This is a genomic window from Wolbachia endosymbiont (group B) of Cyclophora punctaria, from assembly GCF_964028235.1.
Lineage (GTDB): Bacteria > Pseudomonadota > Alphaproteobacteria > Rickettsiales > Anaplasmataceae > Wolbachia.
In genome coordinates this window covers 1,049,368-1,066,349 of the sequence record NZ_OZ034749.1, presented here as the reverse complement: position 1 = coordinate 1,066,349, position 16,982 = coordinate 1,049,368, and the positions used below count along the sequence as shown (strand labels likewise).

Below are 16,982 nucleotides of genomic sequence, written 5' to 3'. Positions count from 1 at the left end.
TTAATTATCCTCTTTTTATCATTTCAGTCACAGCTGTACGAACATTGTGGCAATTTGCATAGTAAACAGCGTCAAGCACTGCCTTTGTGTTCGGGCAAAATTAGTTTAACATACTGTTTTCGAAACAAGTAGCTTTGCGTGTCTATGATGTCATCCCAGTGCTTGACACTGGGATCTAGTTTTTGGACATTGTTTTTGACATATGTCCTTAAGGACTATTGTTTACTGCATAATTTGCAAATACTTTTTATATCTGGATCCCAGTGTCAAGCACTGGGATGACACCCATTTAGTTATCTTTTCTCGTCTACCTTGTTTTGCCACCCTGCTGAACGGATACATACCGTTTGTTGCTTTTACCCTATGCTACCTTATCTGCCCTGCTTCAATCAGTAAGGGATTTCAATATTAACTCTGCACTACTTGCGGGATTGTCACTTTTTGTAATGGGTCTGCCAATTACGATATAATCAGCTCCTGAATTTATTGCTTCTTTTGGTGTTGCTGTCCTTTTTTGATCATTATGAGTTGAATTCATACGGATTCCTGGAGTAATAATTTTACAGTCTTTACCACATTCTTGGCGCACTTCTTGAGCTTCTAGTGCAGAGCAAACTACTCCATGTAGTCCAATCTTTTTTGCAAGCTTTGCCAGCAAAATTACCTGTGATTTTGCTTCCCTTGCTACTCCGAGTTCACTCAGATCTTCATTGATCATGCTGGTTAGTACTGTTACTCCAATTAGCTTTATTTTCTTTCCTTGCACTACACTTAGTGCTTCTTTAAGCATTTTTGTTCCACCACTGATATGCAATGTTAGCATTTCAACATCTAGAATCTTGATTGCTTCAATCGTTCTAGCGACAGTGTTTGGAATATCATGCAATTTCAGATCTAAAAAAATTGGTATATTGCATTTTGCAACTTCTCTCACTCCAGAAGGGCCATGTGCAGCAAAAAATTCCAACCCAAGCTTGACCATGCCAACCTTATCACGCAGACCATTAGCTAAAGATATAGCTTTATTCAAATCTTGTGTATCTAGTGCGCATATTATTGGGTTCATTATCTTGTATAATTTTTTTTATAATAAGAGTAATTGTTGCATTTTACAATCCATATTTAGGGGTTGGTCCACTTGCAATGCTTTGTACAGACACTGAACACGATAATCTGGTCGGAGTGGGTGAACGACTGGCATATCCAAGATCTTCCTGTAAAAAATCAGACGTTTCCTCCGATGTTTTGGAACCTTTAATTGGCTTGAATTGCACAAGCTGCCCTAATATAAATTTTATTTTCTGAGTCTCCCCTAATATTATTTTTTTGCTATAATCTTTAATTGTTTCATTTTCTCTTATCGATTCTTCTATCTTATCTATCACGTATTGAAGTTGTTTTATTTGACTGTCTCGCTCTAAAAGTGAATTTCTTAAATTTTTCACTTCGTTATTACAATCTTGTCTTATTCTGTCTAACTCAAAAGATTGATTTTTAATTAAACCGTCTGCTTTATCTAGCTCTTCAAATTTCCTTTTTAACTCTTGAGATAAGTTTTTATTTTTCTGATCAATTTCTTTAAATTTACATTGTAATTCATCTAATTTCACACAAAGTTCTTCTTTTCTTTTATGTAATTCTTCTTTTTTCATATATAGTATATGTTTCTCTTTACGTAATTTGTCTATTTCCTTAGATAACTCCTCTTTTTCTTTAGATAATTTCTCTACTTCCTTATATAATTCTTCATATTTATCATTGTCTATTTTTCTTTTCAATTCGATTATAAGTTTTTTCCTCTCAGTTAGATTAGCTTCTTTTTCCTGTAACTGTTTACACAAATATGAGATTTTATGGAGTAGTTCTTTTTCTTGTGCAGCAAGCTCATCTTTCTCCTTCGTTACTTTTTCTAATTCGTCTGTTATTCCAATTATATGGATCATTTTTGCTTCTAATTTCTCCTCCAAAGATTTTTTTTCTTTAAGAAAAGATTTCCTCTCAGCTTCTATTTTTTGACCAAATTTTCTTTCTTCCTCGTATAAATTGTGCTTTTCTTGAGTCAACTCACGCTCTTTGTGAGCAAATTTCTTCTCCACTTTACTAGTGTCAATAATTATTTTATACAAAATCATAAAAGCCAAAACAGATAATACAGCTAAAGCGAGAATTAAAGAACTAGGTACATTAATAAGCGCTAAAGATGTAAGTAACGTGAGAGTAGTCAGAGAACTAGCTATAAAATAAAATGTATTATATTTATTAAGTAAATTGCTCATCACCCATATACAAAACTTCAGCAGTCTTGTATATATTGATTAAAATTGTCTTACCTGTAGAGGAGAACACTTATCACAATTGTACCAGTGATAAGCTTTAGTTGATATTCTAACTAAACTCAAAATGCAAGGTGGCATCAGACGGGAGTAGAACATCTACTAGAATATCCAAAATCTTCTGAATATGAAGCTTCATCCAGCTCTTTATTTGGTAGTGCTGATAAATCTCCATTACTTATATCTGAAGGAACAAGGCTATCATTAGTTTGTACAGATATTTCTTCAATTACTCCTTTTATTTCTTGATCACTGACTCCAACATTCTTGATTAATTCCTCCAATCTATTCAAAATCTCTAATACAGTTTCCTGCGATATAATCACTTTATCTCCTTCTCTTACATTCTCTTTGAACAAATATATCATGTTTTTTGCCAAATCTTGTGCTAAGCTCACACGATTCTGATGAACTAATGAAGATTGATCATTCAAATCTGAAATTTCTTCTTTTATAGAATGCTTCTCAAATAGTAACTCTTTGTACTTTTCATGTTGAATTTGACTTTCCATAAGATGGTACAAGCCTCCACCTTCTAGGTGGAGAAACTTTAGTTTGTCAATGTCATAACTGTACTTTATAAAGTATAGTTATGACGGAATATGACAAAGGAAAACACACTGTATTTTATCATAGGTACCATATAGTCTGGATTACAAAATATCGGTACAGAGTATTAACTAAGGCTATGAAGGAGAGAATACGAACAATCATAGCAGAAGTATCTGAAGAAATGGGGATTAAGATAGAAAACGGAGTAATATCATCAGATCATTTACATTTATTCGTAGTAATACCTCCTCATATAGCTGTGAGTGATTTTGTTCAAAGAGCCAAAGGCAGGTCTTCACGCAAAATTCAACAAGAATTTCCAGAGCTAAATAAAATGTACTGGGGAAAGCGTTTTTGGGGAAGAGGATACTTTAGTGCTACCAGCGGACATATCACAGATGAAGTCATTAATGAGTACATCAATAAACATACAGATGCACATCAGCCTCATTCTATATCTAGTATAAGATTGGAGTAGCTTTAGCTTCTCACCGCGCTTCCAGCGCTATATCCAACCTTTCGGCTCTCAGCCGATAGTGGTTGAGTTTCTTCCTCCAGATTGATGCTATAATTTTCCAACTCTTCACTGTTTTTTCTTTCTTTATTAAGAATTTTTTCTAACTCTTTAATCCTACTGAAATATTTAGTTTCTTTCTCTTCCGATTGCTTACTTAGCTCTTCTAAATCTACAGTTAGTTTAATCACTTCTTGAGTTTTTTCATTTAACTTTTCTTGTAATCGTCTTTTTTCTTCTTCTAAATCCGATGATTTAAGTATTAAATCATAAGTTTCAGAACTTTCTTTTTGCAACTGCGCTTCTAACTCTGCTATTTTTTTCTCTTTCTTTTCTAAACATGTCATCAATTCTGTTACTTTTTTAGATTCTAATTCATGTGATTGACTTTCTAATCTCTGGATTTCACTATATTTATCACCTAAATCTTTTTTAGTATCATTCAATTCTTGTTCTAACCTTTTATTTTCATTTATTGATTCATCCAGTTTAAGATCTGATCGCCCTATTTGATTAACTAGTTTTTGTATTTTGACAACTAGAATTTTAGCATATTCTTCCAAGCCTTGCTTTTCTTGCACTAATTCAGCTTTTTCTTTACTTAACTTTTGTATCTCTTTTTGCGCTTTCCTTAACTTCTCCTCTAACTTTTCCTTCTCTACTTTTCTCCTTTCAAATTCACTCTCTACCGAATCACTTAGCTGCTTGAGTTTTTGTGTTACTTCAGCCAAAACTTCATCTTTTTCCCTTACCTTTCCATTTAATTCCTCCACCTCTCTCATTTTTTGCTGTAATTGTTCTAATATAGTTTGATTATTTCCAGTTAATCTTGTATTTTCTTTTTCCAATTTATTAATTCTTTCGTTTAAGCTGTCATCTACAACTTGTGCAATTTTGTCTTGCATTTTAGTACTGCCTATTTGAGCTTCTTTGCTGCCACGCTCAATTTCTTGAGTTGTTTGAATGTTAATATTTCTATTACTATTTTCTATCACAATCTCAGATGATTTATGATTGCCTTTCTCCTTATTTCTAAATTTTATTTGATACAAGAATAAGTTACCTATTTTTACATCTTTATTTGCTTTCAATTGATCATCAGTAACACGATTACGCTCGATAAGTTCTATACAATTAGCATCAATATTAATTATAATAGTGCACTTTTTTCCGTCCTCATCACACCAATTCAGAGTCATTTCGTATGCACCATCAGTTACAACATAGTGCCTTATTCCTTCTTCAGAAACAAAACCGTGCATTCCATTTTTTCCATTGCTATGCAGAGTTGAAAACCCTGAAATTCCATTATCTTGGCACAAATTACTATTCAAAAACTCACTGACTTTGAATTTGTTTTTATTAGCTCCCAATTTAACTTCCGCACAACTACCATATATTGACACTGTTTCAACGCCACTTTCAATATACCCATTCAATACTTTTTTAGCCTTATCTTGAAGCTCTAGTCTCGCCTCCTTTACATTATTGAAATCTTGGATAACGGCTTTATACACTTCATCTTCATTAAAATTGGCATTGTATTTTATTAAAAAAGATAATATGCGAAAACTAGCTACAGCAGTGTGAATTGATTTATTCTTTTCTTTTATCTTACCGAGCAAAAACAAAAACCTTTGAATGAAGTCATGATAATCATCTTTTTGTTCTTCAATTTTATTATCATATGAATTACCAATCATTATTATCTTACAACTAAATAATTAGTATAGTAATATGAATGCTAAGTTACATCAATCAATAAACTTACAGTAAATTTTCCATTCTCAGTTATAATCTCTGCTTCTGTACTCTCAACCCATTCTATCACTTCAGCATTGCAAACTGACTGCAAATCATGCTGAGCAGAATAATTTAACTCATCCTCTTTTACACTCGCTTTTATCATCAACTTTTGTATAAGATGCTTAACTGATACGTTATTATCTGCTTTTATTTTTCTCACAAGGTTTAATATCTGTACGAAATTATCTCCCATTTCCTCAGAATACTTATCATAGATAAGTTCTTCCTTGTTAGGCCAATTACTTTTATTGTGAACAGAGTTATAACTATACAACTGATGATATATTTCCTCTGTAATGTATGGCAAAAATGGTGCAAATAACCGCAAAATAATATTGAGTACATATGCCAAACTCTGTTTCGCACTCATGTTTGCCTCGCTGTCCAATGCATCTCCATATGCACGTTTTTTAACTAACTCTAAGTAATTATCACAAAAATCTTTCCAAAAAAATTCTTCTATTGCGCTCAAAGCTTCGCAGTATTCAAACTGTAATAGGTTGTTCGTCGTTTTTTCTATCACTTTATATAATTTGGACAATATCCACTTATCCATCGTCTCACTGATGGAATTTATGCTCAATGCTTGATGTTTTTCCATAAACATGGAAACAAATTTGCTAGCATTCCAAAGTTTCGTAACAAGTCGTTTGCCAATTTTGAAGATATTTTCAGAGTAGACTGTGTCAACTCCAAGTCTTGAGTTTGCTGCCCAATAGCGTACTACGTCAGCTCCATAGGTTTCAAGCATTACATGAGGAGTGATGATATTACCTTTTGATTTACTCATCTTTTTTTTATCATCGGCCAAACACCAACCACTAATCATGATATTTTTCCACGGCAGTGAATCTGCATGATAATGTGCCTTCAAAATCGTATAAAAAGCCCAAGTTCTTATTATCTCATGGCTTTGGCTGCGCAGATCTGCAGGAAATATCTTATCATACCGATGGCTTGGTAAACCGAGCTCACTGTTTACTGCCAGTGCACTTAGTTGAGTAGTGATCGCACTTGTGGCCCACGTATCCATTACATCTTGGTCTGGGGTAATCTCTTCTTTAATATACCCTTTTGGCAAATCTTTGAGTGGATCGATAGGCAAATCCTTTACTTCAGCTAGAATGATTTTACCCTCCTCCCCTTTACGTTTTGAATACCACACCGGAAATGGCACACCAAAATAACGCTGTCTTGAAATGCACCAATCCCAATTTAGCCCTTCTATCCATACCTCCATGCGTTTACGCATAGACTTTGGATGCCAACTACACTTTTTTACTTTATCTAACACTTGAGCTTTTTGCTCTAAAGTCTTGATAAACCATTGATAAGTTGGTAATATTTCAAGTGATGCACCAGATCTTTCTGCACACTTTACGAAATGAGAAATGTTAGTACTTTCTATCAAAAGGCCCTTTTCAGTTAGGATTTCAATAATTCTCTTTCTTGCTTCTTTAACCCTTAGGCCATTTATTTCATCGTAGATTCCAGCGTCACGCGCTGGAGCGTGTGTCTCCTCTAATGGCTGGATTCCAGTGTCAAGCACTGGAATGTCACTCCCCTTTGTCATCCCAGTGCCTTGACACTGGGATCTATTATTACCATACACTGAATCTAGACTTATCCTACCATCCTGATCGATAATAATTTTCATCGGCAGACCATGCTTTTGCTGCCAATATATGTCGAGCTCATCACCAAACGTACAGCACATAACAAGCCCAGTACCTTTATCTATTTTAACTTTATCATCAGCTATTATTGGAACTTTTGCTCCTGTTATTGGCACCACGGCTATTTTTCCAATCAGCTGAGTGTAGCGTGCATCTTCTGGATGGCAAAAAACTGCAACACATGCTGGAAGCAACTCAGGCCGTGTAGTTGCAATCTTAATCTGCTCATTTTCTTCAGTGGAAAAAACTATCGTGTTCAAAAATGACTCAAAGACTTTATCCTCTATTTCTGCTTGTGCAATTGCAGTTTTATCGACTGGGTCCCAAAGAATAGGTTGCATTTTTCTGTATGCATACTCTTTATTATATAGATCAATGAATGACATTTGAGAAAGTGCCACAGCTTCCTTGCTGATCGTGTGGTATTCCAAATCCCAGTCATAGCTAATGCCAACTGATTTAAACAATTCCTTGAATTCTTGCTTTGATTTTTCAATAACCTCATGGCACATCTCTATAAATTTTTCTCTGCCAACTTCTTTTGCGCGGGTTTTATAGGTTTGCTCAACTAACCTTTCAGTCGGAAGGCCATTATCATCAAACCCAATTGGATAAAATACATCTTTTCCCAGCATACGCTGAAACCTTGCAATAAAGTCTGTGTGGCAATAGCTGAATATATGGCCAATATGCAACTTTCCTGATATCGTTGGTGGGGGCGTATCTATAGTGAAAGTGTTACCCTTTTCACTACTCCATTTATAAACTTTACTTCCTTCCCATAATACATTGTATTTGTCTTCAACTTCTCTAAAGCTGTATTTTTCTTCCAACATAAATATTTTTCAGTTTTAAGCTTTAAGTTAGCACAATTGAGCAAATACAGCAATTTTAATGTCTGACATTTTAGTTTATAATACAAAATTTCTTGATTTTAGTTTTTTATGTATTACACGATAAATTTTTAGTATTGAGGTTTATTATGCCTGATTTTAAATTTTCTGATTTACAAGATCTTGTTAATGCTCTATATGATCCATACTATCTGCCCTCCAACGAAAAAATAAAACTAGCAGAATTGCTTGAGGACGTGTTGGAACTAGAAGTTAAAAAAAGCCCAGAAAAGGCAATATCTAAATTAAAAAATAAAATAAAAAATGAACTAAAAAGTGAAGTATCGAATGAACTGAAACAAAAAATAAATACTCAAATCCAGCAGTTACAGCAAGAAAAGAAAATATTAGAAACCAAAAATGAAGCAAATAAACAACTAAAAGAAAAAGCAACATACATCGCTACTGCTAGTACTGGTCTTGCTGTTGGGTTAGTAGTGTATATTACACTTGAACATACAACTAAATTGGACATGTGGTTAATCGTTGTTATAGCAACAGTATCTGCATTCTTAGCTGGTGGTTTAATAATGAAACCTAGCTCTCAAGTAAATGGAACACAAGAACCACAAGGAGTAGCAAATAAGAATTCAGTCTAGCTTGATATAGTTTTTTTCATTTCATTGCCTTTCCAAATTTGAAGCAGGTTGTTTGAGCCATAGTACAAAGTAAATATAGTAATTTTACACTAAAATTTTTAGTTTTGTTTCTGTGGGTTAGTTGGTACGAGCCTTGCCTTTAAGAAGATGTAAAATCACAATTATTACGAATAACATTCCACCAATAACTGATATAGCTCCACCCGTAATAAAACAAGCACGTGCCAACATTGATGAAATACTTGGCAGATCTGCAACTTTTCTTAAGGCACCATATCCACCAAGCCAAACAAGTCCAGTAATGTGGAGAAAATGTCCCAAGCTATATGCATAAATCTGTAATCTTACTATGGAGCTTTTTATTTCTTTACAGCCCAATTTTGGTAACAGCCAGTAGACAAAATTCATAAAAGCTATAGTAATACCAACCACAGAACCGTGATAATGCGCAGGGATAGTGACATTTCCTTCAATAGTTAGCACTCCAAGCACACCTCCATAAATGAACAATACAAACGAGTGGAGAAGATAATTGCCCTTATCATTGAGCAGAGTTTTTGTGTTGCAATACACTAATATTGTTAAAAAGCACGGCAGAACTGCTCCAGCAATTCTCATATGCCAGGTAAAAAACTGTATCAATTCAGCACTATCCGCCGAATAAATAAAGTATATAAACGGCGCACCTACGGTCAAAACTGTGTTTATAAATAGTGGTAAAATGGTAATTTTATTTAGACTAATATAGCGAGCATTCAGTATGATCAAATAAACTAAAAACATTGCTTGAGCAAAGGCAAACTGCAGTAAATGTCCGCCTCCCCAAAAGAGATATTCATAAAATAAATTCTTGTCTGAGTGATATAGACCTGGAGGCATATTTTTATGTGCTAAAACAACACAAAGAAATGATGACACAAGTATAATGACCAGGCCAATTTGTCCGATTGAAAGATATGAGTCTTGTTTATTTGATATGTAGGCTAGAGCTGTATTTATCAATATGCTGGTAATGAAAAGACTGAGTCCAAGTAAAAATAATTTGTTTTGTAATACAGGTATATAGTTACTTTTGATAACTTCAGTATTTGGAACAAATGCAGATATAAACATTAGCAGCATGGAAAGGATTGAAAGAATCCATGAGAAGTTAAACCAATGATTGGTGTGTTTTAAGTTTATGATGAAGAGCAGAGATATTATAGAGCACATCCATACCAAAATTGACAAATTTACGTGTATCACCAGTGCATTATCAAAGATATATTGTGCAGAAGGAATGAGAGAAGAAATAAAAGGCAATCGTAGAAAAATAACAATTATTGACAGCAGTCCAGAACAAGCAAGAGCAAGTACTGCCAAGAATATCCATTGCCTGCAAAGTGAAGCGTTATTTTGTATGTTGAGCATTTACTTTTAGGTACTATAGCATAAGACAATGTACATTTTTCAAATTGATATGCATAGTTTAAATGAATGACATTACAACAATATCTTTCATCGTGAAAATGCTGCATCCATTTCCATTTCATATTATGGTAATATTACTGACAGCGTTAGTCTGGGCTATCGAAATGTGTTTTAACCAATACTTGATAAAAATTATTACAGTAAGAGAATCTTTACATAATGGCATGACATTACGTTAATGCTTTTGATCCACAATTAAGAACATTTTCGTTGTGATTTACGTTTCTAGTATGTATATTAATGGATCTTGTTTTCACTAAATAATGAAAATAATAATTGTCATGATAATGTTATTGTATAGTAACTATACAATGGCAAGCGAACGAATAAGTTTAGTAGATAAAAAATTATCTCAAGGATATGTAGCTCCAATACTTACAGAAAATAGCGTTATTTTACCAGACAAGCACGGTACCTTATATTCCTTTGATATCGATAACCCAAGAGTTATAAATTGGAAATTATACCTCTCAAGTAGGAAAAAAATTGGTAATATGAGTTTATCGAGCTACAAAGAAAATGTTTTCTTTGTAGTGGATAACATTCTACACACAATAGATGCGAAAACAGGGGAGATTCAATGGGAAAAAGAATTAAGAGCTCCGGCAAGAGGGAAAGCAATAGTAATAAACAATAAGTTGGTAGTATTGACTATTGATAACTATCTACATGTATTTGATATAAAAGATGGCAGCCCCATTTGGGCTTATCAAAATGGTATAAATGAGGTTCGAGGTTTATATTCCATCTCACCAGCAGTCTCTAATGATAAAATAATGGCACCATTTTCAAATGGCGAGTTAATAGCTTTTAATGAAGAAGGTAAAAAACTATGGAGCCAAAAATTAGCTACAAATCTTTTAGACACACAGCTTACAGATGTAACTACTACACCTAGAGTACACGATAATATCTTAATAGCTACGAGCAACTCTTATATTTATAGCATTGACGTAAACTCAGGAAATATTTTATGGTCAAGGCCACTACAAGTAAAAAGTATATCAAACATTGAGTCATATTATAGCCCTCTTATTCCTGCAGAGAAACAAAAAGAAGGCGGAAGAATTTTCATGGTGACTAAAGATAATAAGGTAATTGGCATCGACATACAAAGTGGAAAAACAGTTTGGACATCTGATTTTATAGAGAATGTGCAATTGTTTGTTCCAATTATGTATGCCCATACGCTTTGGGTAACAAGTAATAAAGGTTCAATATTTGCTTTTCCTGGATCTGAAAGTACAGGAAGGGTAATTAAAATACCCGGTAATGTGTTTCATCCTCCAGTATTTACCCATGGTAAGATGTATATAACGACTGAAGGAAATGGTGTTTATTCTTTAGAAAATAGGTTTGTTTTTTATGACTGATTATGATTTGATTATTATAGGTGGTGGTCCAGGTGGTTACAAATGCGCTATTGCTGCTGCAAAACTTGGACTCAAAGTTGCTTGTATAGACAAAAATAGCATTTTTGGTGGCACGTGTTTGCGAGTTGGGTGTATACCATCAAAAGCATTACTCCATTCCTCTTATCAGTATGCTAGCGCGAAAAATAATCTATCAAAACTTGGCATAAAAGTTAAGGATGTAAGTCTCGATTTGAGAGAAATGATAGGCTATAAAGACGCTAGAGTTCAGGAACTTGGAAAAGGCATAGAATATCTGTTTAACCTTTACAAAATTACTAAGATCAATGGACTTGGAAAAATTACTTCTTTTGATCAAGGCAATCTTGAAGTTTCAGTTGAAGGTAAGGTGCTGAAGACAAAAAATATAGTAATTGCAACCGGTTCTGACGTTATTTCTTTGCCAGGAATTAATATCGATGAGAAAAGTATTATTTCATCAACTGGTGCATTGTCTTTAACTGAAGTACCAAAAAAACTTGTCGTAATCGGAGCCGGAGCAATAGGGCTTGAAATGTCTTCTGTATGGAGGAGGCTAGGGTCTGAAGTCACTGTAGTAGAATTTTTTGACAGAATCGCTGCAGCAATGGATGGAGAATTAAGTAAGTCTCTACTTTCTAGTCTACAAAAACAAGGAATAAAATTTTTACTTAGCACTAAAGTTGAGGGAATAAAACAAAGTAGTAACTCTTTGAGTGTGAAAGTTTGCTCTGTAAAAGATAATCAAACAAACACTATAGAGGCGGATAAGGTATTGGTGGCAGCAGGACGCAAACCATGTACTGATGGTCTTGGTATTGATGAAAAAATGGAAAAAGATAATCGCGGTTTCGTTCAAGTTAACAACAGATATGAAACTAATGTGAAAGGAATATTTGCTATTGGTGATGTGATTGGTGGAGCAATGCTTGCTCACAAAGCTGAGGAAGAAGGGGTGGCAGTTGCAGAGATACTAGCAAGGCAATTGCCTCACGTTGATTATGAAATCATACCGTCAGTCATTTACACCCACCCTGCAGTTTCTTCAATCGGTAAAACTGAAGAAGAACTAAAAAGTGCTGGTCGAAAGTATAAAGTTGGTAAATGTCAATTTGCTGCAAACGGTAGAGCAAAAGTCACTGACGATGCTGAGGGATTCGTGAAAGTTCTGACTTGTAGCAAAGCAGATACAATACTCGGTGTACATATCATAGGAGCATACGCTGATACGCTAATCAATGAAGCAGCGGTTGCAATGGCATATGGTGCAGCAGCAGAGGATATATACAGAATTTGTCACTCTCATCCTGATATAAATGAAGCCTTTAGGGATGCGTGCATCGATGCTTTCTTTAAAAAGTAACTGTGGACCTCGGTTCAATCATTGAAAAATGGTATGATTGGCTAAAGTACAACAGGTCTTACTCACCAAACACTTTGGAGTCATACATGAGGGACCTCAAAGATCTTATAAGTTTCCTAAATACTCACATTGGTGAAGAAGTAAATGTTGGCTCTTTAGAAAAATTAAGCATACCTGAACTGAGAAGTTGGTTTACCTCTCGTTATGCAAGAGGTGTAAATGCAAGATCTAACACTCGCGCATTGTCAGTAATCAGAAATTTTTTCAAATATATAAAAAACAATTATGAAATAAATAATGAAGCGGTATTTTCTTTATCAAGGCCAATTCAGAGAAGAACTCTACCTAAAGCACTTTCAATATCTAACATAGAAACTCTATTGAAAGAAATGAAATTGCCTGATCTAGGCGAGCCTTGGGTGGTAAAAAGAGAAATTGCAATTGTCGTTCTGCTATATGGTACGGGCTTAAGAATCACTGAAGCACTGAATCTTAAGGTTAGTGATATTAGCAATGAAAGTTTAATAGTAACAGGTAAGGGAGATAAACAAAGGCAGGTATTTATTCTTCCAGTAGTAAAAAAGTGTATACAAAAATATATAAAAGCTTGTCCCCACTTTGACGAAGCGGGACATCTTTTTGTGGGGGTAAGAGGAAAAAAATTGGGAAGAACTTATGTTGCTAATCGTTTGCAAAAAATAAGAAGATTTTTAAACTTACCAGAAATTTTATCTCCACATGCATTTCGCCATAGTTTTGCTACTCATTTGCTTCAGGAAGATATTGACATAAGATCAATACAACAGCTGCTTGGCCACTCAAGCCTTGAAACTACTCAAGTTTACACTCACCTAAATTATCAAGATGTCTTCAATATGTATAAAAACTTTCAGAAGAGTTTGAATAAAAAATCGAAATCTTAACTTCGTCTTAAATCGATAATATTGCTGAACTGAGTGCTTGCAACATCATTCAGTACTGTACTTGCTTTATATAAGCAATAGTGACCAGCAGAGAAGAAAGCAAAAACTTTTTGCAAAAGGTTATGAATGAAAGAGAATAGACAGCAGAATTTAAATTAGAAGCTATGTAAAGAAACAAGTCAAGCAAATAGCAAAAGATCTGGGACCGTACACCTAGGCACTCAATTTTAATTTTTCACTCAAAACCAAGTTTACGACATCAGGGCTGGCTTTTCCTTTGGTGGATTTCATGACTTCACCAACAAAGAACCCATACAATCTTGTTTTACCACCCTTATATTCTTGAACTTTATCTTGGTTGTCATTGATGATTTTATCTATTATCTCTGAGATTTGACATGTGTCAGTTATTTGCTTGAGATTCTGCTCTTCTATAATAAGGGATGCAGGCTTTCCAGTTTCAAACATAATATCAAAAACTTGTTTACCAAGTTTAGCAGAGATCGTTCCATCGACGATAAAGTCGAGGAGTTCGGATAAAGCATCTGCTTTAATTGGAGAGCTAACAATATCAATATTTGTTTTATTTAAACGACCGAAAAGCTCGACGGTTAACCAGGTAACTGCAATCTTTGAATCATGCTTTTTTGCTAATTTTTCAAAATAATCGGCAATTTCTTTATCAGAAGTGATAACGTCTGCATCATATTCATTGATACCTAATTCCTCTATGTATCGAAGTTTTTTTTGATCTGGCAACTCGGGTAAAGATGATTTAATAGAATCAATTTTGTCTTGGCTTATTTCAACAGGTAGCAAATCAGGTTCAGGGAAATATCTATAGTCACTTGAATCTTCTTTGCTTCTCATCACTTTTGTTTTTCCTAAAGTGACATCAAACAATAAGGTATCTTGACTTATTTCTCCTCCGCTTTCCAAAATTTTGATCTGCCTTTGTGCTTCATAATCTATAGCTTGTACAATATAACGTATTGAATTTAAGTTTTTTATTTCACAACGAGTGCCAAATGTGCTACTACCCTTTGGGCGAACAGAAACATTTGCATCACAGCGAAGTGACCCCTTTTCCATATCACCATCACATGAACCGATGTAACGCAAAATCTGCCTCAATTTTTTCATGAATTCTGCAGCTTCTGCAGATGAACGAAGATCTGGCTCTGAAACAATTTCCATTAAAGCAACACCTGCACGATTTAAATCTACGTAAGTTTTGCTTTCTTCATGAATACTCTTTCCTGCATCTTGCTCTAAGTGAATTCTTGCGATTCTTATTTCTTTTTCATTATTATTGATAAACACTTTACCATTTTTAACTATTGGCTCAAAGAACTGGGTTATTTGGTAACCTTGTGGTAAATCGGGATAAAAATAATTTTTACGATCAAAGTAAGAGCATTTATTAATTTCTGCAGAAAGTGCAAGACCGGTACATATTCCTTGCTCTATGCAGAAATAATTTAATATTGGCAATGTACCTGGCATTGCTGCATCAACTAGAGAAACTTGAGTATTGTGCTCAGTGCCAAATTCCGTTAGTGAACTAGAAAATAGCTTTGTCTTAGAAGAAACCTGAGCGTGTACCTCAAGTCCAATTACTGTCTCCCAGTTTTCTTTTGTCATGTATTTTATTCAATTAATAACTTTATATTCTGCAAACTAGCACAAAAAGTCAAATAAAACTCATTTAACCTATGATCCAAGAGCGTTGTATATCAATAATATAAGAGTTACTACAGTTTCTATTGACTAGGCTGTTATATAATAAAGTTAAGTGCTGCCAAAAAATATCTATAGTAGGCCAAAACATAATTTTGATGGCAACTGATTAGCTAACAAATTTATAAACATCAGTATATAGTTCATCAATGCCTGGCTCTTTACTATTTTTAGCAAAATCTTCTGACTTTTTTACTAAATCTCGTATTTCCTTATCAATAGCTTTGCATTCTTCATCAGAAGCGATTTTATTGTCTGTTATATACTGCTTTAGGGTGCTTATAGGATCATGATTTTGCTTCATATCTTCAACTTCTTCTTTTGAGCGATAAGTAGCAGGATCTGACATTGAATGGCCACGATATCGATATGTCTTCATTTCAAGCAAGAGAGGTCCTTTTCCCCCACGTACATGCTCAGCTATTTCACTTGTTAACTCATAGACAGAGAAAAAATCCATTCCATCAACTTGTTTTCCAGGAATACCAAAACTCTCTCCTCTTTTATATAGTTCAGTTACTAAAGTTGATCTTTGTACAGAAGTTCCCATTGCGTATTCGTTATTTTCTATGATATAAACCACAGGTAACTTCCACAAAGATGCCATATTAAATGATTCATATACTTGTCCTTGATTTGCAGCACCGTCACCAAAATATGTGAATACAACGTTATCTTTTTTCTTGTATTTATTAGCAAATGCTATTCCTGTGCCAATTGGGACTTGTGCACCTACTATTCCATGTCCACCAAAGAAATTTTTTTCAACATCAAATATGTGCATGGAGCCACCTTTGCCTTTTGAACACCCTGTTTCTTTGCCGGTTAGTTCTGCCATCACAACATTCGGATCAGAGTTACATGCAAGCATTAAGCCATGGTCTCTATAGCTTGTGATAAAAGCATCACCAGATTTTGATGCAGCTTGAGTCCCAACTGCAACTGCTTCTTGCCCTATTGATAAGTGACAGAATCCGCCTATTAATCCCATTCCGTATAATTGTCCTGCTTTTTCCTCAAATCTGCGTATGAGAAGCATTTTTCTGTAGAATCCAATCACCTGTTCTTTAGTGAAATTTTCTGCTTTCATATTGACTTTCTTTTATTAAATTGAGATCATACCAGAAATTTTTAACATTTTATAATACTATCTATATGGATTACTATCACTGGCTTGAAGCTTTTCACGTTATCTCTGTAATTATGTGGGTGGCAGGTATGCTCTATTTACCAAGGCTTTATGTTTACCATGCATCTGTAAAACCAGGGTCAGAAAATGACAGCTTACTTCAAATAATGGAGAAGAGACTCCTTAGATATATCATAAACCCTGCAATGCTTTTCTCCCTTAGTTTTGGAATTATGCTAATGATTATTAGGGAAGCATATCGCGAAGGGTGGTTTCATGTAAAAGCGCTAGCATTATTCTTAATGTTTGCTATTCATGTCCTACTTGCAAATCATAGGAAAAATTTTGCAGTGGGCTTGAATAAGAAAACTCACGTTTATTTTCGTGTTTTAAACGAAGCAGTAACAGTGTTAATAATAATTATAGTTATTATGGTTATTGTAAAACCTTTTTGATTTTCTAGCCTAATGCTGAACCATTGAATGGAGTATAAGAATTGTTACTAAATAGTTTATTCTGATGTTCCGTAGTCTAAGTAAAGTACTTAAGGTATAGATTCTTTGTTTTTGTGTGTTATCCTGGTTAACAAGAAT

The 16,982-nt window shown here is 34.3% G+C and carries 15 protein-coding genes; 7 read left to right on the top strand and 8 right to left on the bottom strand.

Annotation, left to right across the window (positions count from 1 at the left end; all coding sequences use genetic code 11):
* Positions 1-385: 385 nt before the first annotated feature.
* From pyrF to ABWU33_RS05155, 3 genes are all read right to left on the bottom strand, one after another.
* Positions 386-1,066 (bottom strand): orotidine-5'-phosphate decarboxylase, encoded by a 681-nt coding sequence (gene pyrF / locus ABWU33_RS05165; RefSeq protein WP_211908203.1) that lies wholly within the window; start codon positions 1,064-1,066, stop codon positions 386-388.
* A 43-nt stretch (positions 1,067-1,109) separates the two neighbouring features.
* Positions 1,110-2,276: a hypothetical protein gene (locus tag ABWU33_RS05160; protein ID WP_211908204.1), complete on the bottom strand. Its 1,167-nt coding sequence runs from the start codon at positions 2,274-2,276 to the stop codon at positions 1,110-1,112.
* Between the two features lie 137 nt (positions 2,277-2,413).
* Positions 2,414-2,845 carry a hypothetical protein gene (locus ABWU33_RS05155; RefSeq protein ID WP_353280480.1) on the bottom strand — a complete coding sequence of 144 codons (432 nt, stop codon included), beginning with the start codon at positions 2,843-2,845 and terminating at the stop codon, positions 2,414-2,416.
* Between the two features lie 80 nt (positions 2,846-2,925).
* Here ABWU33_RS05155 and tnpA point away from each other — a divergent pair, with 80 nt between their 5' ends.
* Positions 2,926-3,363 carry an IS200/IS605 family transposase gene (gene tnpA, locus ABWU33_RS05150; RefSeq protein ID WP_265024376.1) on the top strand — a complete coding sequence of 146 codons (438 nt, stop codon included), beginning with the start codon at positions 2,926-2,928 and terminating at the stop codon, positions 3,361-3,363.
* A gap of 2 nt (positions 3,364-3,365) precedes the next feature.
* Here tnpA and ABWU33_RS05145 read toward each other — a convergent pair whose 3' ends face one another.
* Together ABWU33_RS05145 and ABWU33_RS05140 are read right to left on the bottom strand one after the other, a co-directional pair.
* Positions 3,366-5,102, bottom strand: a complete 1,737-nt coding sequence (locus ABWU33_RS05145; RefSeq protein ID WP_353280479.1) for a hypothetical protein — start codon at positions 5,100-5,102, stop codon at positions 3,366-3,368.
* Between the two features lie 41 nt (positions 5,103-5,143).
* Entirely contained in the window at positions 5,144-7,717 is a 2,574-nt protein-coding gene (locus ABWU33_RS05140) for a valine--tRNA ligase (RefSeq protein ID WP_353280478.1), read from the bottom strand.
* A 146-nt stretch (positions 7,718-7,863) separates the two neighbouring features.
* Between ABWU33_RS05140 and ABWU33_RS05135 the strand changes: the two genes are divergently transcribed.
* Complete coding sequence (locus ABWU33_RS05135) at positions 7,864-8,373, top strand: hypothetical protein (RefSeq protein ID WP_246433196.1); 510 nt, start codon at positions 7,864-7,866, stop codon at positions 8,371-8,373.
* Between the two features lie 117 nt (positions 8,374-8,490).
* Here ABWU33_RS05135 and ABWU33_RS05130 read toward each other — a convergent pair whose 3' ends face one another.
* Complete coding sequence (locus tag ABWU33_RS05130) at positions 8,491-9,693, bottom strand: cbb3-type cytochrome c oxidase subunit I (RefSeq protein ID WP_353281067.1); 1,203 nt, start codon at positions 9,691-9,693, stop codon at positions 8,491-8,493.
* On the opposite strand from ABWU33_RS05130, the gene ABWU33_RS05125 reads away from it, so the two are divergent.
* The 4 genes from ABWU33_RS05125 to ABWU33_RS05110 all read left to right on the top strand — a co-directional run bounded on the left by ABWU33_RS05125 (position 9,614) and on the right by ABWU33_RS05110 (position 13,520).
* On the top strand, positions 9,614-9,793 hold the full coding sequence (locus tag ABWU33_RS05125; protein ID WP_230440362.1) for a hypothetical protein: 180 nt from the start codon (positions 9,614-9,616) through the stop codon (positions 9,791-9,793). The genes ABWU33_RS05130 and ABWU33_RS05125 overlap by 80 nt on opposite strands.
* 313 nt (positions 9,794-10,106) lie before the next feature.
* Positions 10,107-11,216 (top strand): PQQ-binding-like beta-propeller repeat protein, encoded by a 1,110-nt coding sequence (locus ABWU33_RS05120; protein ID WP_250120418.1) that lies wholly within the window; start codon positions 10,107-10,109, stop codon positions 11,214-11,216.
* On the top strand, positions 11,209-12,597 hold the full coding sequence (lpdA, locus tag ABWU33_RS05115; RefSeq protein ID WP_264337491.1) for a dihydrolipoyl dehydrogenase: 1,389 nt from the start codon (positions 11,209-11,211) through the stop codon (positions 12,595-12,597). The genes ABWU33_RS05120 and lpdA overlap by 8 nt, the downstream gene beginning before the upstream one ends.
* Before the next feature lie 2 nt (positions 12,598-12,599).
* Positions 12,600-13,520 carry a tyrosine-type recombinase/integrase gene (locus tag ABWU33_RS05110; protein WP_010401376.1) on the top strand — a complete coding sequence of 307 codons (921 nt, stop codon included), beginning with the start codon at positions 12,600-12,602 and terminating at the stop codon, positions 13,518-13,520.
* 213 nt (positions 13,521-13,733) lie between these two features.
* Here ABWU33_RS05110 and gatB read toward each other — a convergent pair whose 3' ends face one another.
* Positions 13,734-15,164 carry an Asp-tRNA(Asn)/Glu-tRNA(Gln) amidotransferase subunit GatB gene (gene gatB, locus ABWU33_RS05105; protein WP_211908216.1) on the bottom strand — a complete coding sequence of 477 codons (1,431 nt, stop codon included), beginning with the start codon at positions 15,162-15,164 and terminating at the stop codon, positions 13,734-13,736.
* Positions 15,165-15,369: 205 nt separating this feature from the next.
* Positions 15,370-16,350, bottom strand: coding sequence for a pyruvate dehydrogenase (acetyl-transferring) E1 component subunit alpha (gene pdhA / locus ABWU33_RS05100; protein WP_010401363.1), 981 nt, complete (start codon positions 16,348-16,350; stop codon positions 15,370-15,372).
* A gap of 65 nt (positions 16,351-16,415) precedes the next feature.
* Here pdhA and hemJ point away from each other — a divergent pair, with 65 nt between their 5' ends.
* Positions 16,416-16,844 (top strand): protoporphyrinogen oxidase HemJ, encoded by a 429-nt coding sequence (gene hemJ, locus ABWU33_RS05095; RefSeq protein WP_353280474.1) that lies wholly within the window; start codon positions 16,416-16,418, stop codon positions 16,842-16,844.
* Positions 16,845-16,982: the final 138 nt, after the last annotated feature.